We start from the raw sequence: 19,492 nt of genomic DNA, 5'->3' as shown, positions 1-19,492 counted from the left end.
TTCTTCGCCAAGCCATCAGCGGTGGCTCACCACGTTGACGATGGCTCCGCTCGGGTCGCGGACGAAGAAGCGGCGTACGCCCCATGGCTCGTCGCGTAGCGGGTAGACGATGTCGGCGCCCGTGGCGGTCATCGCCTCGTGCACGGCGTCGACGTCGTCGACCTCCACGCTCATGGTCGGCTGGAGCTGCTCCGCGTCCGGACCCACCAGCAGGACCTGGGCAGTCGGGTTGGACGGCGACACCATCGTCACGACCCAGCCCAAATCCATCGCTTCGTGGAAACCCAGCCGACGGTAGAAGTCGCGGCTGGCTTCCATGTCGGTGGTGCGGATGTCCGGGGTGGCGCGGCGAATGCTCATTGCTGCTCCTCCAGATCGGTGCGGTGCAGCGCGTCCTCGACACGCTTGCGCGCACCGGCGAGGTGTTCTTCGCAGCGGTTGGCCAGCGCCTCGCCGCGTTCCCACAGAGCGAGGGACTCGTCCAGGTCGAGGCCGCCCTGTTCGAGGATCTTCACCACGTTGACCAGTTCGTCGCGGGCGCGTTCGTAGCCGAAGCTCGCGATCTCGGCCTGATCGGCGGCCGGGTCTGCTCCTTTTCCGTTCCCACCCGTGGACTTGCCGGGCTCGGCCAAGGTCAGTTCCTCCCTGTGTCGGTGTGCTCGGCGCCAAGGACCTGGGTGCCGAGCGCGGCGGCCGTGACGGCGCCGTCGGCGACTCTGATGCGCAATTGGCTGCCCGCGGGCGCGTCCTCGATCGTGCGCACCACATGCCGCTCCTGACCGGTGACGCGCTGTACAACAGCGTAGCCACGGGCCAGCGTCGCGGCCGGGCCTACGGCGGTGAGTTTCTCGCGCAGATGCCTCGCCGCCGTGGATTCGGTGCGGATGAGTTGCTCGGTGCAGCGGCGCGCCGCTGTCCGGAGGCGCTCGACCTCCTGGTAGCGGAGGTCGAGTTCGCGCAGCGGGTCGGCCAGCACCGGCCGGGACCGCAGTTGGGCCAGCGCATTTGTCTCGCGGTCGACCCACCCGCGCAGCGCGGCAGCGGAGCGAGCGCGCAGCTCACGGACGCCGGCCAGCTCGGCGGAGGCGTCGGGGACGACGCGCTTGGCGGCATCGGTCGGAGTGGCCGCCCGGAGATCGGCTACGAAGTCGCTGAGCGGGTTGTCGGGTTCGTGGCCGATCGCGCTCACGATCGGGGTGATCGCGGCCACGATGGCGCGGCACAGTGCCTCGTCGGAGAACGGCAGCAGGTCCTCGACGCTGCCGCCGCCACGCGCGAGCACGATCACGTCGACGGCCGGATCGCGATCGAGCTCGGCCAGTGCGTCGAGCATCTGCGGTACCGCGGTCGGACCCTGCACCGCGGTATTACGAATCTCGAAACGCACTGCGGGCCAGCGATTTCGCGCGACGGTCAGGACATCGCGCTCTGCGGCGCTCGCACGGCCGGTGATCAGGCCGATCGTTGTCGGCAGGAACGGAATCGGGCGCTTGAGCCGGGGATCGAACAGGCCCTCGGCGGCCAGCAGCGCCTTGAGCCGCTCGACGCGGGCCAGCAGCTCGCCGATGCCGACGGGCCGAATCTCGATGACGCGCAACGAGATCGTGCCGCGACCGGTGAAGAAGGAGAGCTTGCCGTAGACCACCACCCTGCTGCCCTCCTGCAGTGGGACAGCGGAATTGCGGATGAGATCCGGGTCGCAGGTCACGGAGAGGGACATGTCGGCAGACGGGTCGCGCAGCACCAAGAACGCGGTGCGCGTGCCGGGGCGCACATTGATCTGGGTGATCTGCCCCTCGACCCAGATGCTGCCGAGCCGGTCGATCCATTGGGCGACCTTGATCGCCACCGAACGCACCGGCCACGGTTGCTCGGCGGAATTGGCCCGCCCCCCTGCCCCAGCCTGTGAGCCGTCCTGTGTCTTCCGGTCAGGCATACACGCACGTCATGGGTAGCCGTCCTGTTTCATGTGGTCAGGTATACGCGGAGGGGCAGGTATACGGGGGGTGTTTCGGTTCGGTCATTGGGCCCGCACGGTGGCGATCCGATTAGTCAGCATGGTCACGAATGGCGCCCTGGCGCGGGTGCGCTGCTCGTACTCCAGCAACGCGGTGAGGTCCTCGAGCGTCAGCATGCGCAGGCGGGCGCGCAGCTGGGCCAGGGTCATACTGGCGTAGCCGTAGCGGAGGGCGACATCCGGCTCGGCGATCTCGGACGCGGCCGCGACGGGCTCTGGCTCCGACTCGGCGGCTTCCGGCGCAACGGTCTCGGGCTCCCGAATTTCCGGCTCAGTGGTCTCCCGCTCCAGGGTTTCCGGCTCAGCGGTCTCCGGCTCGGAGATCGACGCCGAGGAGGCATGGCCGTTGGTCTCGGTGGCGCGGGCGGCGGTTTCCGTGGGGTACGGTTCGGGCGCGCCGAATGGGGACGGTGCGGGCTCGTCCGCGGCATACAGGTCGAAACGGCTGTTGCGAGTGGGCCCTGGGTTCGGGACCTCGGCGAGGTCCTCGTCGAAAGTGGCCCACTCCGGTTGCTCCGCCGGGCTGTTGGACAGCCGGTCGAAAACCGCGTCGCCCTTCAGCGCCAAACTGGTCACGAACTGCTGGACGTGCATCGTCGTCTGCAGCATCTGACTGATGGCCGTGATCGGGAAATTCATTGCCGCCGTTGGCAGCCTGCGGGATTCCTCGAGGGCGTATACGGCGGCACCGGCGGCGACCCGGGCCAGAAACGGTGGTCGGAACATGGTCCTAGCCTGCCCGAAATGGTGTGTTATGCAAAGGAGGGGCGCGCGCGGTTCGCATATTCGTCTATCCAGGCGCGCGACGGATCGGCCGGCACTGCGAGGTGCGGCGTGCAGACGCGGAGAATGAACGTTGATCCCGGTACGAATCGCTGTTGGGTCCCGCGCTCCGCCGGGCTTCTCGCGACCACCTTCCGCCCCAGTTCGCAGCCCTTGACCGGTCGATACCGCACGATGAGTGGTGATTGTGACGGACAACTCCCGGACGTGGCGAGGATGGCGGCCGCACGTATCCTGTGGGCATGTCATCGGCCATTCCCTTGAACGTCGGAATCGCCCGCTCGGCAGGCGCCGGAAACGCCGATGCCGACGGCGGTAAGCGAGTGCTGCTCGCCGAGCCACGCGGTTACTGCGCCGGCGTCGATCGTGCGGTCGAAACCGTCGAGAAGACGCTGGAGAAGCACGGTGCGCCGATCTATGTGCGCAAGGAGATCGTGCACAACCGGCACGTGGTGGAGACGCTGCGCGAGCGCGGCGTCGTCTTCGTCGACGAGACCGACGAGGTTCCCGAGGGCGCGGTGGTCGTGTTCTCCGCACACGGTGTCTCGCCCGCGGTGCACGAATCCGCCGCCGCGCGCAATCTGCACACCATCGACGCGACCTGTCCGTTGGTGACAAAGGTGCACCAGGAGGCGAAGAGGTTCGCCCGCGACGACTACGACATCCTGCTGATCGGCCACGAGGGCCACGAGGAGGTCGAGGGCACCGCCGGTGAGGCACCCGAGCATGTGCAGCTGGTCGATGGCCCCGACGCGGTCGACAAGGTCAGTGTGCGCGACGAGTCGAAAGTGATCTGGCTGTCGCAGACCACGCTGAGCGTGGACGAGACGATGGAGACGGTGCAGCGGCTGCGGGATCGGTTCCCCGGCCTGCAGGACCCGCCGAGCGACGACATCTGCTACGCCACGCAGAACCGTCAGGTCGCGGTGAAGGCGATGGCGCCGGAATGCGATCTCGTGATCGTGGTCGGCTCCCGCAACTCCTCGAACTCGGTGCGCCTGGTCGAAGTCGCGCTCGGTGCCGGCGCCAAGGCGGCCCACCTGGTGGACTTCGCCCGCGAGGTCGACCTGGCCTGGCTCGACGGCGTGCGCACGATCGGCATCACCTCCGGCGCGTCGGTCCCGGAAATCCTGGTCCGCGGCGTCCTGGACATGCTGGCCGAGCACGGCTACGGCGATGTTCAGCCGGTCACCACCGCGAACGAGACCCTCGTTTTCGCGCTGCCCCGAGAATTGCGCAGCACGCGCCGCTGAGCGGATCGTGTCCGCCGACGCTGTGGATGGCTACATCGACCAGCTTCGCGAGCGGCTGAGGCAAGCGGGCTGAGTGTCCTGCCTCGGACGCGACGACGCGGCATCTGCCGCTACAGGTTCTCCGGCCTGCGTCGCTCGGTGCGGCTGGAGTCGCGTTCCCGGTAGCGCACATTGGGCTGAGGATGCGGGGGCACATCGCGGCGGCGGGCAGCCGCGCGCGACGGCTCGCCCTCAGCACGGGGCATGGCCGCCGTCGGGCGGGACACGCCGCGGGCTGGAGCGCGGCCCTCGCGCGGACGGGACGGCGCGACCCGGGGCGGTGCGTCGGCGACCTGGGTCGCGGGGCGGCGGGCCGGGCGGGGGGTTTCCTCGTCCGAGTCGGGCGCATCGGCATCATCCTTCGGGCGGCGCGTCCTGCGCCGTGCCGAATCCGTGAGCGAGCCGGAGGGGCGGCCGGGTCGTGGCCGCTTAGCCGCGGGCCTGCCCCGCTCGCCACGACGCGACGCCGGTGACCGGCCCTCCGCCTCCTCGCGGCGGTGCATCATGATCCGGCCGCCACTGATCAGTAGAACGATGACGGTGGCCAGCACCATGGTCGGGAACCGGTTCACCAGCGGGATCGCCAGGTTCAGCAGAATGTCCTTCAGGGAGGTCGAGCCGCGCCCGGAGAGTTGCTGGTAGGCCAACGGCACCGCGACGAACAGCAGCAGCGGCGGCAACACCATCGTGCTGAACAACCCGCGGTAGCGCACGGCAGCGACGGCCGCCACACATCCGACGATGTACAGCGCGGTGAACGAGCCGGTCAACTCGCCGCCGTCGCCGCCGGCATCGATCAGAAATCCCACAAACGTGCAGGCAACCGCGATCAGGACCGCCGCGCCGACCGGGAGGCCCGGCACCGACGGCAGGATCGAACGTTGCGGCGCGGGCACCCGGGATCGCACACGTTGGGAAGCAGCCACGATATGCACACTAACCGCCGCGGCGATCGGCGGCGTGACGGCAGGGCCGTTGCCCGGCTCCTCGCCGGCGTTGGCCAAGCCCACCGGACGTGGCCAAAAATCCGCGCTGTGGGATCGCGGGCACCTCCCAGTTCGGCTATTTCCAGGGCGTGGAGTTCGCGTGTGGTGACCATATCGCGACTACACGGAAGCAGCGGTGCAGTTGAAAGCACGCCTTGCCCAGCTGTGCGCCGAGCCGCTCCAGGTGCCTGCCGATCATCCCGAGTCGTTGGTAGAGCTCGCGGCCGCGGCGCTGCACCGTCTTCATGTCCCTGGACAACGCCTCCTGCCGCCAGCCGAACACGACCATGCGCAGCATCGCGATCAACTGGGAGGCGTCGCGAGGATCACGTTCCGGCCGAACACTCACTGCAGCAGAGCCGAGTCGGTGGTCAGCCGCACGGATCGCCGGGCACGAACAAGCACCACGAATTCGGGCGCGGGGATCGCAGGCCGCCCGGTACGCCTTGTCGGCCAGCTGGTCGACGTGCGCTCCCAGATGTTCGGCGTGGCTGGTGAGCAGCTCACCTCGCACGTCGGGGTCGTCGGTGGCGCTGGTATCCAGGTAAGGCGGCTGCCTCGCCTTCGCTCGGCCCGGCGCATACGCGGCTGCCTCGAGCTTTCGGTCGGCTTGGCGGGTACGCGGCTGCCTCGAGCGTTCGGTCGGCCCGGGGAACGTCGAACTCGCTGATCTGGACACGCTATAACGCCCGTGCGGCGGCACGGCAGTCCGATGAACCGGCGCGGCAATTGGAGTCTGTCGGTGGGTTGGCCTACGGTTTCGCGGCATGCGGATGCTGCACACCTCGGACTGGCATATCGGGCGCACGTTCCATGGCGTGGATCTGCTTGCCGACCAGGCCCGTTCACTGGCCGCGATCGCGGAGCTGGTGGTGGAGGAGTCGGTCGACGTCGTCGTGCTGCCGGGGGATGTATATGACCGGTCCATCCCCAGTGCCGACGCGATCGCGGTGTGCAACCGGGGATTCGAGGCCATCCGCGCGGCCGGGGCGCATATCGTCGCGACGTCGGGTAACCACGATTCGCCCGCGCGGCTCGGGGCGGGCGCGAGTTTCGCCGCGGCGGGCGGGCTGCATCTGCGCACCACCGTCGCCGATGCCGACCGGCCGGTTCTGCTCGAGGACGAGCACGGACCTGTGGCGTTCTACGGCATCCCCTACCTGGAGCCGGAGATCACCCGCGCCGAACTCGATGTGCCGCAGGCGCGTTCGCATGCGGAGATCCTCGACGCCGCGATGGGCCGGATCCGCACGGACATCGCCGGCCGCGATGACGTGCGGACGGTCGTGCTCGCGCATGCCTTCGTCGTCGGCGGGGAGGCCACGGGATCGGAACGATCGATCTCGGTCGGCGGAGTGGAAACGGTGCCGCTGTCCGCCTTCGATGGCATCGACTACGTGGCGCTGGGCCACCTGCATTCGCCGCAGACGCTGTCGGAGTCGGTGCGCTACTCCGGCTCGCCGCTACCGTATTCGTTCGCGGAGAACTCGCATAGCAAGGCGGTGTGGATCGTCGAACTGGACGAGACCGGATTGCGCTCGGTCCGGCGCAGGGATCTGCCGGTGGTACGGGGATTGAGCAAAATCACCGGCACCCTCGACGAATTGCTGACCGACGCGGACTACACCGCGGCCGAGCAGCACTACGTCTCTGCGGTGCTCACCGACATCGCCCGTCCTGTCGACGCCATGCGCAAGCTGCGGGAACGGTTCCCGTTCGCGGTGCACGTGGAATGGATGCGGCCCGGTGGCAACCCCGAATTGCGCTACCGTGAGCGGGTGCACGGTCGCCGCGACACCGAAGTCGCCCACAGCTTCCTCACGGACGTCCGTGGTGCGCCGAGCGGTGGCGAAATGGCATGGCTGGAACGCGCGCTCGCCGCCGCCGTCGCGGAACGGGAGCCGGAAGTGGCGGTCGCCGCCATGAGCGGGGAATTGTCCGCATGATCGTGCCGTATCCGGGTGTCGGCATGGTCGTGGCGGCATGAGGCTGCACAAGCTGGAGATGACCGCGTTCGGCCCGTTCGCCGAGGCCACGGCAGTCGACTTCGACGTGCTCGGCGCCGACGGGCTGTTTTTGCTGCACGGTCAGACCGGCGCGGGCAAGACGACCGTGCTGGACGCGATCGCCTTCGCCCTCTACGGCCGGGTTCCGGGCGCGCGCGGTGAGAGCAAGCGGCTGCACTCCGATCACGCACCGGAGCAGACGCCGCCGCAGGTTGTGCTCGAGGCGACTCTTGGCGGGCGGCGGCTGCGCGTGACCCGCACACCCGAATTCGAGCGGCCCAAACGGCGCGGCACCGGCATGCGCACCGAACCCGCCAAGGCGACGCTGACCTGGTTGGACGGCAGCGGCGAAAACCTCTCCCGGATCGGCGATATCGGTGACGAGATCCTTCGCCTGCTCGGCATGAGCGCCGACCAGTTCTTCCAGGTGGTGCTGCTGCCGCAGGGCGATTTCGCCCGATTTCTGCGGGCGGAGAACGAAGATCGGGAGAAGCTGCTCGAAAAGCTCTTCGACACCCGGCGTTTCGGTACCGCCGAGCAGTGGCTGGCGGACAGACGCCGCGCCGCGGAAGCCGATTTGGAAGCGCGCAAGCAGGGCATCGATCGGCTGATCACCCAGGTCGGCATGGCGGCCGGGGTCGGAGTGGCGGAGTCGGTCGGCCCGCTGGAGGCCGTCGGGTGGTCGCAGGATCTGCTATCCACCGCGCGCGCCGATCTGACCACGTCCGCCAAGCGAGCCGAACACTGCCACCAGGACTCGGCACGGACGCGCGCGAAAGCCGAGGAACAGCGTCGGCTGCACGAGCTGCACCGCCGCATGGCCACGGCCCGTCGGCAGCTCGATGACTACGCTGCGAGCGCCGACCGGCGCGCCGCCTTGCAGGCAGAACTCGAGCTCGCGCGCCGCGCCGAACCGGTCGCCGCCGCGATCGGCGAGGCGCGCTCGTCGGTGCTGGCCTTGCGCCGCAAGGAGAGCGAAAATCGCAGCGCAGCACAGCAATTGGCGGTTGAACTGCTCGATCCGGCGGGTTCCGATCTCGGTGGCACCGAGCTGGTCCGATTCGAGGGTGCCACGAGGGAGGGTGTGCCGGAGATATGGGAGGACGCCGACCTCGACGTGGCCATCCGGCGTTGGAGCGGGCAGATCGGCGCGCTGGACGAAGTGCGCGCCGATGCCGCCACCGCCGCCCGCCTCAGCGGCGAGCTGAATGCGCTGCGCGACGAAGACGTGGCGCTGGCCACGCGGATCACGAAGCTCACCGAGCTGCGCGACGAGATTCCCGGCGCGCTTGCCACCGCTGAGGCCAGAGCGCGCGAGGCGGCCGAAGCGGTCGCGGCGCTGCCGGGGCTCACCGCGGAAACCGAACGCCTGCAGACCGCCGCGACGGCCGCCGTCGAACTGGCCACCCGCCGAACGGCACTCGACCACGCCAGGGTCGAGTTCGAGACCGCCCGCACGGCGCACCTCGATGCCAAGGAGCTCGTGCTCGACCTGCGCGAGCGCAGACTGACCGGCATGGCCGCCGAACTCGCCGGCGAGTTGGTCGACGGCCGACCGTGCGCGGTCTGCGGGTCCGCGGACCATCCCGTGCCCGCCCAGCCCACCGTCACCGCGGTGTCCAAGGCCGAAGAGGACGCCGCCGTGGTGGCCGAGCGCGCGGCGGAAGACCACCGCGACCGGGTGCTTGCCCGCATCACCGGGCTCGAACGGGAGATCGAAGCGCTCATCGCGCGTGGCGGCGACGCCGACCGCGTCGAACTCGCCGCCGCGCTGCGCGCCGCCACCGACCGCTACGAGGACAACGCCGAGCTGGCGGCGCGCGCCGACGGCAGCACCGTCGAACTGGCCAGGCTACGCGGGGACGAAACCCGCCTGCACAACGAGCTGCGCGAGTCCACCGCCCGCCGCAGCGCCGTCGCCGCCACCATCGCCTCCGCCGACATTCGCCTCGCCGAACTCACCGCCCGCTTGCGCACAGCCGCGGGCGACGACGAGACCATCGACCGCCGCCGGGCCAGGCTCATCGCCCTGGTCGCGGACGCCACCGCTCTCCGCGATGCCCGGGTGGAGGCGGCGGCCACCCGGGATCAGGTGTCGGTGATTGCCAACCGAGTCGAAAACCTCTCCTGTGCAGCGGGTTTCGTGCCAGAAGTACCAGTCGGCGATCCGCGGCCCGGCGTCGGCGGCTCCGCGGCACCGGCACATCGTGCGGCCGCCGCGGACGAGACGGCGGGCAGTGTGGTCCAGTCCTGCGAGGCCTTTGCTGTGCCCGCGGACTCTGCCGCCGCCGACTCTGCCGCCGCCGACTCTGCCGCCGCCGACTCTGCCGCCGCCGACTCTGCCGCCGCCGACGGCGATGCCGCGGCTGCCGACGTCGGCATTGCTTCCGCCGCCGACGGCGCTGCTGCCGCCGACTCTGCCGCCGCCGACGGCGATGCCGCGGCTGCCGACGTCGGCATTGCTTCCGCCGCCGACGGCGCTGCTGCCGCTGCCGCTGCCGCCGCCGCCGCCGACGTCGACGTCGATTCGGTGCGCGATATCCGCAAGGTTGCGGTCCGCGCCGCGACGAGTGCTCCGCGCGATGACGTCGCGGTGCTGACCGCCTACGCGAAGGTCGTCACCGCTGCCTCCCGTACCCCAGAGCGGCAGGCCGAGCTCGAGGCGGAACTCGTGGCAGCCGACCGGGCCCGTGCCCACGCGGAAGCGGTGCTGGCGGAACCGGAGATCCGAGCGGCGATGGCGCTGGAGCCTGGCGACCTTGCCGAACTCGACGCGCAGGTCGCTGCCGCGCAGGACAGGTTGAACGCCGCGGTCGCCGCCCACGCCGAAGCGAGCAAGCGGGTGAGTCTGCTCGAGGATCTCGGCGGCCAGCTCTGGGCCGCCGTCGACCGAATCGCCCCCGCGCAGCAGGCCTATGCGGAACTGGCCGGTCTCGCGGAGGTCGTCGCGGGGCGGGGGGAGAACAATCGGCGCATGTCGCTGCGCTCCTATGTCCTGGCCGCCCGCCTGGAAGAGGTGGCGCAGGCGGGGTCGGTGCGGCTGCGCAGGATGTCCGGTGGCCGCTACGAATTCGTCCACTCCGACAAGGCGGGGCCGCGCGGTCGCCGAGGCGGGCTCGGGCTCGACATCCGCGACGACTACACCGGCGTCGTCCGACCGGCCAAGACACTGTCCGGCGGCGAAACATTCATGGCCTCGCTGTCGTTGGCGCTCGGCCTGGCCGACACCGTCGCAGCCGAATCGGGCGGCCTGGTGCTGGACACCCTCTTCATCGACGAGGGTTTCGGCGGTCTCGACGCGGACACCCTCGACGCCGTGATGGGAGTGCTCGACGAACTCCGGGCCGGTGGCCGGGTAGTCGGCGTGGTCAGTCACGTAGACGAGATGCGCCAGCGCATCCCGAGCCGCCTACACGTCCTGCGCGGCCGCACCGGTTCCCACCTGGAAGCCACCGTTGCCTGACGCCGCGAGCGGCTTGTCAGCGATCGTCCGGATGGGTCACTGCGGATATGGTGACGAGATTCTCCAGGCCCGCGAAATCCTTCGGATCGACAGTGAAAAGAGGCAGACGATGGGCCGATGCGATCGCCGCGATCAGCAGATCAATACGGCGAGGCTTGGGACTACGTCCGGCGGCCAGCACGGCAGCGACAATGTGTCCATAGCGGCGCGTGGCCTGGGTATCAAAGGGTAACCGGCTCGAACAGCGCCTCGGCGTTCTGCAGCCGTTCGATGCGGCGGGCACGTTCCGCGGGATCATCGGTGTAGTGCGATCCTGCCGCGAGTTCAGCCATCGTCACCGAGCTGATCAGTATTTCGGGAGGCAGTTCGCCTGAGTCGAGATCATCGAGAAGAATCATGACGTTGGTCGGACGTCATCGCATGCTTTGACGTCATCGCATGCTTTCGGCTCTCCGGCGGTCGAATATCCGATCTTCTTGCGGCGGCGCCCGACAGTGGCTGTGCACGGGCGGATCGTGCATCCTAGGTCTCATGGCCCAGCAGCCAGCGCTTCACATCGAGGCCCCAGCGGAAGCCACCGAGCGCTCCGCCGATGCGGACGACCCGGTGACAGGGCACGAACAGCGCGGCGGCGTTGCGGGCACACGCGTTGGCCGCGGCACGGGTGGCCTCGGGGCGGCCGGCGCGGGCGGCGAATTCGGTGTAGGTGAGCGGGCTACCCGGCCGGACCATGCGCAGCACGGCCCAGGCGTGTACCAGGAACTGCCCGGACTGCTGGCGAATGGGAATCGGATCGATCGCCGTGAGGTCGCCTTCGTGGTATGCGGTGACCGCGCTGGTCACCTCGCCAAGCGAGTCCCGTTGCCGCAGCGCGGCCGGGCGCAGCGTGGGATGGATCAGGCCGCGGAGGTTCTCCGCGTCGGCGGTCCAGCCGGAGGCCAGAACGGCTCCGTCCGCATCGACGAGCGCGGTGAACGGTCCGACCGGGGTGGCGATGACGGCGAAGTCCGCGGTGAGGTTGCGCATTTCGCCAACGCTGGAGCGGGTTGTGGTGGTGGCGTTCATGTTTCGACACTGCCTTTCTTCGTGGCGTGCGTGGAAGTGCTCGATCGCGTGGCACGTTCCGTCAACGCCGCCTTCCATAGGTGCATGGACAGGTACGACCTCCACGGCGCCCAGCGCGCGGTGTCCTTCAGGTCGATGCCGAGCAGGTTCGCGCCCTGGCGGACGACCAAGTCGGTGCCGAGGAGGACGTCCGGTTCGGCGAGCAGGCGCATGGTCACGTAGTCGGCCGTCCACGGCCCGACCCCGTCCAGCGCGAGCAGTTCGCGGCGCAGATCGACGGCGGTGCGACCCTGGTGCAGCACCAGCTCACCTGAGGCGAGCGCCTCCGCCGCGGCGACGATCGAGCGGACCCGCCGCGCGGGGCCGGTCAAGACCTCGGCGCCGCGTTCGGCGATCACGTCCGGGGCGGGGAACAGCAGGGGGAGCGGCCCGTCCACTCGCTCGCCGAGCGTTTCGACCAGCCGGGCGGTGTGCGTGGCGGCAGCGGACACCGAGATCTGCTGTCCGATCATGGTGCGTAGCAACAGCTCGGCTGCGTCGAGGCAGCCGGGCACCCGAATGCCCGGCGTGAACGAGGGCCGCCGTGCGCCGGACCGGCTGACCTCGGGCATCACCTCGGCATCCGGTGGCGAACCCGCACCCGCGTCCGGCAGTTGCTCGGTGTGGTTGTCCGACAGCCGTTCGGCGGACGGCCCGGGTTGTGCTGGCCCGACGCCGAGCGCTTCGTCGATGCCGATCGGGTCGGCGTCCAGATCCAGCAGATGCCGCAACCGCGCCACCGTTGGTGCCAGGTCGCGCATATCGTGCAGGGACAACTCGGCCCGTACGTGGTCGCGCTGGAAGCTCAGCCGCGTCGTGGCGTGCCCGTGCGGGGTGCGCAGGTTCCTGGTGTAGGCGCGGTTCTCCCACAGCTCCACGCCGGGGGCGACGTGTGCGGAGAAAAACCATTCCAGCCAGGCGCGGTCCAGCGGCTCCCGGTAGGGCAGCCGCAGGGTGAGCGATCCGTTGGTGACGGGCGCCGGGCGTGCCGCGGACCCGTTTCTCGCACGTTGCGCCTCGGTCCGCATTGTGGTCGGGCTGACCGCGAACACCTCGCGCACCGTGTCGTTGAACTGGCGGATCGAGGCGAACCCGGCAGCGAACGCGATGTCCGACATGGGCATCGCCGTGGTCTGGATCAGCAGCCGCGCGGTGTGCGCGCGGTGCGCACGGGCCAGCGCCAACGGTCCGGCGCCCAACTCGGTGGTCAGCACGCGGGTGAGCTGTCGCTGCGAATAGCCCAGCGTGGCGGCCAGCGCGGGTACCCCGCCGCGTTCGATGACGCCGTCGCCGATCAGCCGCATCGCCCGCGCGGCCAGATCCGCCCTGGTGTTCCACAACGGCGAGCCGGGCGCCGCGTCCGGCAGACAGCGGCGGCAAGCGCGGTAGCCCGCCTGCTGCGCCGCGGCGGCGGTCGGCAGGAACGACACATTGGCACGCTTCGGCGTGATAGCCGGACACGAAGGGCGGCAATAGATTCCGGTAGTGCGCACCGCGGTGAAGAATTGCCCGTCGAATCGGGAGTCGCGAGTCGACACCGCCCGATAGCAGCGCTCGAAATCCAATGCCGTGATCGTCACGTCAACCACAATGTCAGCTGCGGCCGACCCGTGCTAGCGGAAATCAGCCACCATCCCGTGCTGGGGTCCGCGCTTCGCACGACCGCGGTGACATCGCACAACGATCAAGCGGCCGAATATTGCGTGAACTAACAACTCGACGTGCGGCGGCGCGCACCGAGAAATCCGTGCCCTCGGCGGGACTCAGCAGCAGCGATTGGTGGGATTGCGGTCTGCGTCGGCATGGCGCCGGCGCCAGTACTCCCGTTCGGTCGGAATCTCGCAACCGGGATGATTTCGCCGCAGATGATCGACATACCGCCGGTAATCCTGCCCGCCCAGGATCGAGTTGAACCACCAGACGCCGGCGCGAGCGCCGCCGACGCAGGCATGTGCCGCGGCGCGCAGCCGCGTGCCGACCGGTCGTGCGGACCGGCCGGCACGCGGCGCCGTGGCGTCGTTCATCGTGCGTGCGCGTGCGCCGCGCCGGGCGCGCGAACCTTTCCAGCCGCGATCAGCTCGTCCCACTGCTTCTGGACTTCCTTCTCCGCCGGGGTGGCGACGAAACCGCTGGGCGCGAAGATCTTCGACGGCTCTTCGGGGGTCTCGGTGGTCGTGGTCCGGCCGGAGCGCCAGGCACGGAACGCCACCACCGCGCCGACCACCGCGACGATCAGCACCAGCGCCGCGAACAGAATCGACAGCGTGCCTTGGATGAAGGTATTGCGCACGATCGCGGTCATATCGTCCTGGGTCTTCGCAGTCAGGCACAGCTTCCCGGCGTCCTGCGCCGTCTGACAGATGCTGTGCTGCTTCCAGTATCCGAGTTTCGGATCGTCGGAGAAGATCTTCTGCCAGGACGCGCTCATGGTCACCGCGAGATCCCAGACCAGTGGAATCGCCGGAATCCATGCCCACTTGGCCAGGCCCTTCTTCACCACGATCACCAGAACCACGGTCAGCGCCATCGCCGCGAGCAACTGGTTGGCGATGCCGAACAGCGGGAACAGCGTGTTGATGCCGCCCAGCGGGTCGGTAACACCCATCAGCAGGATCGAACCCCACGCCGCGACTACGACGCCCGAGCACAGCCACGCGCCGACCCGCCAGGACGGGTCACGGAACTTCTTCGCCGCACCGCCGAAGTTGCCCAGCGCGTCCGACAGCATGAAGCGCGCGACGCGGGTGCCCGCGTCGATCGTGGTGAGGATGAACAGCGCCTCGAACATGATCGCGAAGTGGTACCAGAACGACTTCATGCTCGCGCCACCGAGGAACTGGTGAAACACCTCGGAGATGCCGACGGCCAACGTCGGCGCGCCGCCGGTACGGGAGATGATGCTGGTCTCGCCGACATCGCTTGCGGCCTGGCTCAGTTCGGCGGGCGTCACCGGGGGACCGCTCAGTCCGAGGCTGTTGGTGTAGGCCGCGGCCTTCTCCGCCGTGCCGCCGGTGAGTCCGAGCGGTGCGTTCATCGCGAAATACAGGTGCTGGTCGATGATCGAGGCGGTGATGATGGCCATGACCGCGACGAACGACTCCATCAGCATGCCGCCGTAGCCGATCATCTTCGCGTGCGATTCCTTCTCCAGCAGCTTCGGCGTGGTGCCGGAGGAGACCAGCGCGTGGAAACCGCTCAGCGCGCCGCAGGCGATGGTGATGAACAGGAACGGGAACAGCGAGCCCGCGAAGGCGGGACCGGTGCCGGAGGCCGCGAAATCCGAGACGGCGGGCGCCTTCAGCACCGGAAGCGTGACCAAAATGCCGACCGCAAGCAGGATGATGGTGCCGACCTTCATGAAGGTGGACAGATAGTCGCGCGGCGCGAGCAGCAGCCACACCGGAAGCACCGAGGCGACGAAGCCGTAGGCGATCAGCAGCCAGGAGATGGTCACCGGCGAGAGCGTGAACCAGTCGGCGCCCCAGTCTGTTTCCGACACCCAGCCGCCGCCGAGGATGGCCAGGATCAGCAGCGCGAACCCGATGGCGGACACCTCGCCGACCTTGCCCGGCCGCAGGAAGCGCAGGTACACGCCCATGAACAGCGCGATCGGAATGGTCATGCCGATCGAGAAGACACCCCACGGGCTGTGGGCGAGCGCGTTGACCACCACCAGCGCGAGCACCGCAAGCAGAATCATCATGATCACGAGTACGCCGACGATGGCCGACCAGCCGCCGATCACGCCCAGCTCGTCGCGGGCCATCTGCCCGAGGCTGCGCCCGCGCCGCTTCATCGAGACCCACAGCACCAGGTAGTCCTGCACCGCACCGGCCAGCACGACGCCGACCACGATCCAGATCGTCCCTGGCAGGTAGCCCATCTGCGCGGCGAGTACCGGGCCGACCAGCGGGCCGGCGCCCGCGATGGCGGCGAAGTGGTGCCCGTAGAGCACCCGCCGGTCCATCGGCATGTAATCCTTGCCGTTCTCCAGGATCTCGGCGGGCGTGGCCAGGTCGTCGCGCGGTTTGGTGATCTTGCGTTCGATGAACCTGGCGTAGAACCGGTACGCGATGATGTAGGTGCTGACCGCGGCGATCACGATCCACACGGCGTTGACGGATTCGCCACGCGAGATAGCGAGCACTGCCCACGCGATGGCGCCGAGTACGGCGATCCCGGCGAAGATCGCTTTCTTGGCAGGAGTGATCGGTGACTTGTCGACCACGCCGACAGGCGGCAGATCGGGATCGGTCCGCAGATATTCGATTGTCGCCATCTATTTACTCTCCTGTAAAACACGCAGGATCCTGCCGAAACATGTGACAACGTATCCGATCGGTGCCCGACGTGTGCCGATTCCGCATTCAGGGCGGGCACCGTGAAATATTGTTCATGTGTCGGCCGTCACGCCGATGTAGCCGGAAGTATGCTGCCATGCGGTTCGAGAAGCTCCACATCCGCCCCCGAGGAGGGTTGTGTCGCGTCCCACCCCCGTCGCCCCGGTCCGTCGTCGGACGCTGCTCGGGTCGGCACTGGCCGCGCCGCTGCTCGCCGGCGCCGGGTGCGGGTCTCCCGACGACGCGCTGACTTTCTTCTTCCAGGCCAGGCCGGAAGAGGCGCGGGTGCGGCTGAAGATCATCGACGAATTCCGGAATCGGTACCCGGACATCAGGATTCGTACCATAATGTCCGGTCCGGACCCGCTGCAGCAGATGCTCACCTACTGCGCGGGCGGCAAGTGCCCGGACGTGATGATGGCGTGGGAGCTGCTGTATTCCGGCTTGGCCGAGCGTGGCGTACTGCTGGATCTGAACACGCTGCTCGATCGCGATCCGGCCTACGCCGCCGCGCTGCGGGCCGACAGCTACCCGGCGCTGTATGACACCTTCGCCTACGGGGGCGGGCAGTACGCCTTGCCCGAACAATGGTCGGGGGTATTCCTCTATTGCAATCGCGAGCTGTTCGCCGACGCCGGGGTCACCCCGCCCGCCCGCTGGCGCGACGCCTGGTCGTTCGACGAGTTCCTGGCTACGGCCCGCGCGTTGACCAGTCACGAGTCTTCCGGGCGGACCAGGTGGGGTTTCGCCGACGCCTGGGTGCCGTACTTCTCGGCGGCCTGTTTCGGCAGGAACAACGGTGCCGAGTGGTTCACGCCGTCGGTGCGCCCGACCAGGACGAATCTCGGTGATCCGAAGTTCGCCGAAGGGTTCCAGTTCTACGCCGATCTTGCGGTGCGCCACCGCGTAGCGCCGAAAGTTGCCGATACGCAGTCTGTTTCGGCACCAGACCTGTTCCGCCGCGGCCGGGCGGCGATGGTGCTGGGCGGGCACTGGCTCTACTCCGAATTCGCCGGGCACGACGATCTCGCTATCGACGTCACGGTGCTGCCGACCGGCCCGCACGGCGGCCGCGGCGCCAGCACCGACGTCGGCAGCACGGGCCTGTCCATCGCGGCGGACAGTCCGCGTATCGAACAGGCGTGGGAGTTCGTCAAATTCGCGACCGGACCGGTGGGGCAGGCCATTATCGCCGCGTCCGGCCTCTTCGTGCCGGTGCTGAAATCCGCCATGGGCGCACCGGAGTTCTCCGCCGCACACCGCGAGATCCGCAATCTCGAGGTGTTCACCGATGGCCCGGCCAACTCCCGCCCGCTGCCGGTGACTCCTGCGTGGGGCAAGGTATCCGCGCTGCTGGAGCGCGGCTCCAACCGGGTCCTGCGCGGCGCGGCCACCGCGGCTTCCCTGAACGGCCGCTTCGCCTCCGACGTCGACGCACTTCTGGATATGCCATGACGAGAGCGCGGTGGTCGCAAACCGCCGGCAAAGCCCTCCGTCAGGCCCCCGCCGGCGCGCCGACCCATTTGGCCAGGCGGCGGGAACGAGCAGGTTGGGCGTTCATCACGCCCAATATGGGGGCCGTCGCCGTATTCTTGTTGTTTCCATTGGGTTTCTCGCTCTATCTGAGTTTTCAATCGTGGGACTTGTTCAGCCCGATGCGATTTGTCGGTGTGGACAACTATCACCGGTTGTTCGGTTCGGACCCGCTGTTTCTCATCGCGTTGCGCAACACAGCCGTTTTCACCGTGCTGACATTGGTGCCCACGGTGGCGATCGGGGTCACGGTCGCCGCGGTTCTGAATCGAAAGTTACGTGGTATCGGAATATTTCGGACCATCGTGTTCCTGCCGCTGGTCGCCTCCACGGTCGCGATGGCGGTGGTGTGGCGGTTCATCTTCACCGAGGATGGGCTGCTGAACCTCGCGCTCGGCTGGGTCGGGATCGACGCGGTGCCGTGGCTGATCGATCCGGATTGGGCGCTGGTCTCGCTCAGTCTCGTCACCGTATGGAAGAGCGTGCCGTTCGCGACGGTCATCCTGCTCGCCGCTATGCAAGGCGTGCCCGAAACGCTCTACGAGGCGGCGCAGATCGACGGCGCCGGAGCGCTGCGGCGGTTCACCTCGATTACCCTGCCACTGATCCGCGGGCCGCTGTCGTTCGTCTTCATCATCACGATCATCAACTCGGTGCAGGCATTCGACCAGGCCTACGCGCTGACCGGCGGCAACGGCGGGCCGGAGACGGGCACCTACCTGCTCGGGATCATGTTGTTCCAGAACGCCTTCGGATTTTACGAGGTCGGCTACGCCTCTGCGCTGGCCTGGGTGATCTTCGCGATCCTGTTCCTGCTGACGCTGATGCAGCTGCGGATGGCCCGACGGGCAGAGGTCGAACAGTGAACGCCTACCAGGTGGTGCGACGCGCGCTGCCGTTCCGGCGCGGGAGTGCGCTCCTCGCCCGCAGCCGGATAGAGCGGGCGATCGTGCGGCGGATGGTGCGTGGCACCGCGGTGTACGCCGCGCTCGTCGTCGTCGCGTGGTGTGCGCTCGCACCGATCCTGTGGGCGGTGTCCGGGTCCCTGAAGCAGGACGGCGAGATCGCCGACGCCGCGCTGCTTCCACAGCGTCCGCGGTGGTCGAACTACGGCAAGGTCTTCGACCTGCTGCCGCTGGGCCGGATGCTGCTCAACACCACGGTCTACGCGCTGTGCGTCACGGCGGGACAGGTCTTCTTCTGCTCTTTGGCCGGGTATGCCTTTGCGCGCTTGCGTTTTCGTGGGCGCGACGTATTGTTCCTGGCCTACCTCGCGACGCTGATGGTGCCACTGACCGTGACGGTGATTCCGCAGTTCCTGCTGATGCGCGCATTCGGCTGGGTGGACACGCCGTGGGCGATGATCGTGCCCGGCCTGTTCGGCAGCGCCTTCGGCACCTACCTGATGCGCCAGTTCTTCCGCACGCTGCCGACGGAACTGGAGGAGGCGGCCATCCTCGACGGCTGCTCCACCTGGCAGGTCTACTGGCGGGTCCTGCTGCCGCACACCCGGCCCGCCCTCATGGTGCTCGCCGTGCTCACCTGGATCACCGTGTGGAACGACTTCCTCTGGCCGCTGGTCATGATCCAGCGCAACGAGATCGCCACCGCCACACTGGGTCTGGTCCGGCTGCAAGGCCAGTACCACACCCAGTGGCCCATCCTCATGGCCGCCGCGGTCGTCATCCTGCTTCCGCTGCTGGTGATCTATGCGATCGCACAGCGCGCGTTCATCCGCGGCATCGCCATGTCGGGACTCGGTGGTCGCTAGGCGGCTGCCTCGCGTTCGCTCGGCCCGGCGCATGAGCGGCTKCGTTGAGCGTTCGTTCGGCTCGGCGCATGAGCGGCTKCGTTGAGCGTTCGTTCGGCTCGGCGCATGAGCGGCTTCGTTGAGCGTTCGTTCGGCTCGGCGCATGAGCGGCTTCGTTGAGCGTTCGTTCGGCTCGGCGCATGAGCGGCTTCGTTGAG

At 68.6% G+C, this 19,492-nt stretch carries 18 protein-coding genes; 6 read left to right on the top strand and 12 right to left on the bottom strand.

From position 1 onward, the window contains the following. Positions 1-15: 15 nt before the first annotated feature. From AB4Z47_RS19330 to AB4Z47_RS19315, 4 genes are all read right to left on the bottom strand, one after another. Entirely contained in the window at positions 16-360 is a 345-nt protein-coding gene (locus AB4Z47_RS19330) for a VOC family protein (RefSeq protein WP_441952557.1), read from the bottom strand. Then, the gene (locus AB4Z47_RS19325) at positions 357-563 is read right to left on the bottom strand and encodes an exodeoxyribonuclease VII small subunit (protein ID WP_441952663.1); all 207 of its coding nucleotides are present in this window, start codon (positions 561-563) and stop codon (positions 357-359) included. Before AB4Z47_RS19325 ends, AB4Z47_RS19330 begins: the two co-directional genes overlap by 4 nt. Positions 564-634: 71 nt before the next feature. Beyond that, positions 635-1,936 carry an exodeoxyribonuclease VII large subunit gene (gene xseA / locus AB4Z47_RS19320; protein ID WP_441952555.1) on the bottom strand — a complete coding sequence of 434 codons (1,302 nt, stop codon included), beginning with the start codon at positions 1,934-1,936 and terminating at the stop codon, positions 635-637. An 84-nt stretch (positions 1,937-2,020) separates the two neighbouring features. Continuing rightward, positions 2,021-2,743: a lipid droplet-associated protein gene (locus tag AB4Z47_RS19315; RefSeq protein ID WP_441952553.1), complete on the bottom strand. Its 723-nt coding sequence runs from the start codon at positions 2,741-2,743 to the stop codon at positions 2,021-2,023. Positions 2,744-3,042: 299 nt separating this feature from the next. On the opposite strand from AB4Z47_RS19315, the gene AB4Z47_RS19310 reads away from it, so the two are divergent. Next, a complete protein-coding gene (locus tag AB4Z47_RS19310) occupies positions 3,043-4,053 on the top strand; it encodes a 4-hydroxy-3-methylbut-2-enyl diphosphate reductase (protein ID WP_441952552.1) in 1,011 nt (336 codons plus the stop codon). A gap of 110 nt (positions 4,054-4,163) precedes the next feature. Here the strand turns inward: AB4Z47_RS19310 and AB4Z47_RS19305 are convergent, their stop codons facing one another. Both AB4Z47_RS19305 and rmuC read right to left on the bottom strand, forming a co-directional pair. Beyond that, on the bottom strand, positions 4,164-5,018 hold the full coding sequence (locus tag AB4Z47_RS19305; RefSeq protein WP_441952550.1) for a DUF6542 domain-containing protein: 855 nt from the start codon (positions 5,016-5,018) through the stop codon (positions 4,164-4,166). 136 nt (positions 5,019-5,154) lie between these two features. Further along, a complete protein-coding gene (gene rmuC / locus AB4Z47_RS19300; protein WP_441952549.1) occupies positions 5,155-5,757 on the bottom strand; it encodes a DNA recombination protein RmuC in 603 nt (200 codons plus the stop codon). A gap of 88 nt (positions 5,758-5,845) precedes the next feature. Between rmuC and AB4Z47_RS19295 the strand changes: the two genes are divergently transcribed. Both AB4Z47_RS19295 and AB4Z47_RS19290 read left to right on the top strand, forming a co-directional pair. Beyond that, the gene (locus tag AB4Z47_RS19295) at positions 5,846-7,024 is read left to right on the top strand and encodes an exonuclease SbcCD subunit D (RefSeq protein WP_441952547.1); all 1,179 of its coding nucleotides are present in this window, start codon (positions 5,846-5,848) and stop codon (positions 7,022-7,024) included. 37 nt (positions 7,025-7,061) lie between these two features. After that, on the top strand, positions 7,062-10,547 hold the full coding sequence (locus tag AB4Z47_RS19290; RefSeq protein ID WP_441952546.1) for an AAA family ATPase: 3,486 nt from the start codon (positions 7,062-7,064) through the stop codon (positions 10,545-10,547). Positions 10,548-10,563: 16 nt separating this feature from the next. Here the strand turns inward: AB4Z47_RS19290 and AB4Z47_RS19285 are convergent, their stop codons facing one another. The 6 genes from AB4Z47_RS19285 to AB4Z47_RS19260 all read right to left on the bottom strand — a co-directional run bounded on the left by AB4Z47_RS19285 (position 10,564) and on the right by AB4Z47_RS19260 (position 15,930). Then, entirely contained in the window at positions 10,564-10,728 is a 165-nt protein-coding gene (locus tag AB4Z47_RS19285; RefSeq protein WP_441952544.1) for a hypothetical protein, read from the bottom strand. Between the two features lie 40 nt (positions 10,729-10,768). Beyond that, the gene (locus AB4Z47_RS19280; RefSeq protein WP_441952542.1) at positions 10,769-10,945 is read right to left on the bottom strand and encodes a hypothetical protein; all 177 of its coding nucleotides are present in this window, start codon (positions 10,943-10,945) and stop codon (positions 10,769-10,771) included. A gap of 124 nt (positions 10,946-11,069) precedes the next feature. After that, positions 11,070-11,573: a methylated-DNA--[protein]-cysteine S-methyltransferase gene (locus AB4Z47_RS19275; protein WP_441952661.1), complete on the bottom strand. Its 504-nt coding sequence runs from the start codon at positions 11,571-11,573 to the stop codon at positions 11,070-11,072. A gap of 35 nt (positions 11,574-11,608) precedes the next feature. Then, complete coding sequence (locus AB4Z47_RS19270) at positions 11,609-13,231, bottom strand: DNA-3-methyladenine glycosylase 2 family protein (protein ID WP_441952540.1); 1,623 nt, start codon at positions 13,229-13,231, stop codon at positions 11,609-11,611. Positions 13,232-13,414: 183 nt separating this feature from the next. Then, positions 13,415-13,675, bottom strand: coding sequence for a YbdD/YjiX family protein (locus AB4Z47_RS19265; protein ID WP_441952538.1), 261 nt, complete (start codon positions 13,673-13,675; stop codon positions 13,415-13,417). Further along, entirely contained in the window at positions 13,672-15,930 is a 2,259-nt protein-coding gene (locus tag AB4Z47_RS19260; RefSeq protein ID WP_441952536.1) for a carbon starvation CstA family protein, read from the bottom strand. The genes AB4Z47_RS19265 and AB4Z47_RS19260 overlap by 4 nt, the downstream gene beginning before the upstream one ends. Before the next feature lie 199 nt (positions 15,931-16,129). Between AB4Z47_RS19260 and AB4Z47_RS19255 the strand changes: the two genes are divergently transcribed. The 3 genes from AB4Z47_RS19255 (at position 16,130) to AB4Z47_RS19245 (ending at position 19,295) form a co-directional block, all read left to right on the top strand. After that, positions 16,130-17,446, top strand: a complete 1,317-nt coding sequence (locus AB4Z47_RS19255; protein WP_441952534.1) for an ABC transporter substrate-binding protein — start codon at positions 16,130-16,132, stop codon at positions 17,444-17,446. A 68-nt stretch (positions 17,447-17,514) separates the two neighbouring features. Beyond that, positions 17,515-18,390, top strand: a complete 876-nt coding sequence (locus AB4Z47_RS19250) for a carbohydrate ABC transporter permease (protein ID WP_441952659.1) — start codon at positions 17,515-17,517, stop codon at positions 18,388-18,390. 92 nt (positions 18,391-18,482) lie between these two features. After that, entirely contained in the window at positions 18,483-19,295 is an 813-nt protein-coding gene (locus AB4Z47_RS19245) for a carbohydrate ABC transporter permease (protein WP_441952657.1), read from the top strand. Positions 19,296-19,492 lie beyond the last annotated feature (197 nt).

This window comes from Nocardia sp. 2TAF39 (assembly GCF_052114905.1).
Lineage (GTDB): Bacteria > Actinomycetota > Actinomycetes > Mycobacteriales > Mycobacteriaceae > Nocardia.
The sequence above is the reverse complement of the archived record's forward strand: the minus strand, read 5'-3'. Positions and strand labels throughout refer to the sequence as shown.

Bases quoted from the DNA above. Each gene is read 5' to 3' on its own strand.
- AB4Z47_RS19310 (WP_441952552.1), top strand. From the start codon at position 3,043: ATGTCATCGGCCATTCCCTTGAACGTCGGAATCGCCCGCTCGGCAGGC.
- AB4Z47_RS19275 (WP_441952661.1), bottom strand. From the start codon at position 11,573: ATGCGCAACCTCACCGCGGACTTCGCCGTCATCGCCACCCCGGTCGGA.
- AB4Z47_RS19280 (WP_441952542.1), bottom strand. From the start codon at position 10,945: ATGATTCTTCTCGATGATCTCGACTCAGGCGAACTGCCTCCCGAAATA.
- AB4Z47_RS19290 (WP_441952546.1), top strand. From the start codon at position 7,062: ATGAGGCTGCACAAGCTGGAGATGACCGCGTTCGGCCCGTTCGCCGAG.
- AB4Z47_RS19315 (WP_441952553.1), bottom strand. From the start codon at position 2,743: ATGTTCCGACCACCGTTTCTGGCCCGGGTCGCCGCCGGTGCCGCCGTA.
- AB4Z47_RS19265 (WP_441952538.1), bottom strand. From the start codon at position 13,675: ATGAACGACGCCACGGCGCCGCGTGCCGGCCGGTCCGCACGACCGGTC.
- AB4Z47_RS19245 (WP_441952657.1), top strand. From the start codon at position 18,483: ATGGTGCGTGGCACCGCGGTGTACGCCGCGCTCGTCGTCGTCGCGTGG.
- AB4Z47_RS19260 (WP_441952536.1), bottom strand. From the start codon at position 15,930: ATGGCGACAATCGAATATCTGCGGACCGATCCCGATCTGCCGCCTGTC.
- xseA (WP_441952555.1), bottom strand. From the start codon at position 1,936: ATGCCTGACCGGAAGACACAGGACGGCTCACAGGCTGGGGCAGGGGGG.
- AB4Z47_RS19330 (WP_441952557.1), bottom strand. From the start codon at position 360: ATGAGCATTCGCCGCGCCACCCCGGACATCCGCACCACCGACATGGAA.
- AB4Z47_RS19295 (WP_441952547.1), top strand. From the start codon at position 5,846: ATGCGGATGCTGCACACCTCGGACTGGCATATCGGGCGCACGTTCCAT.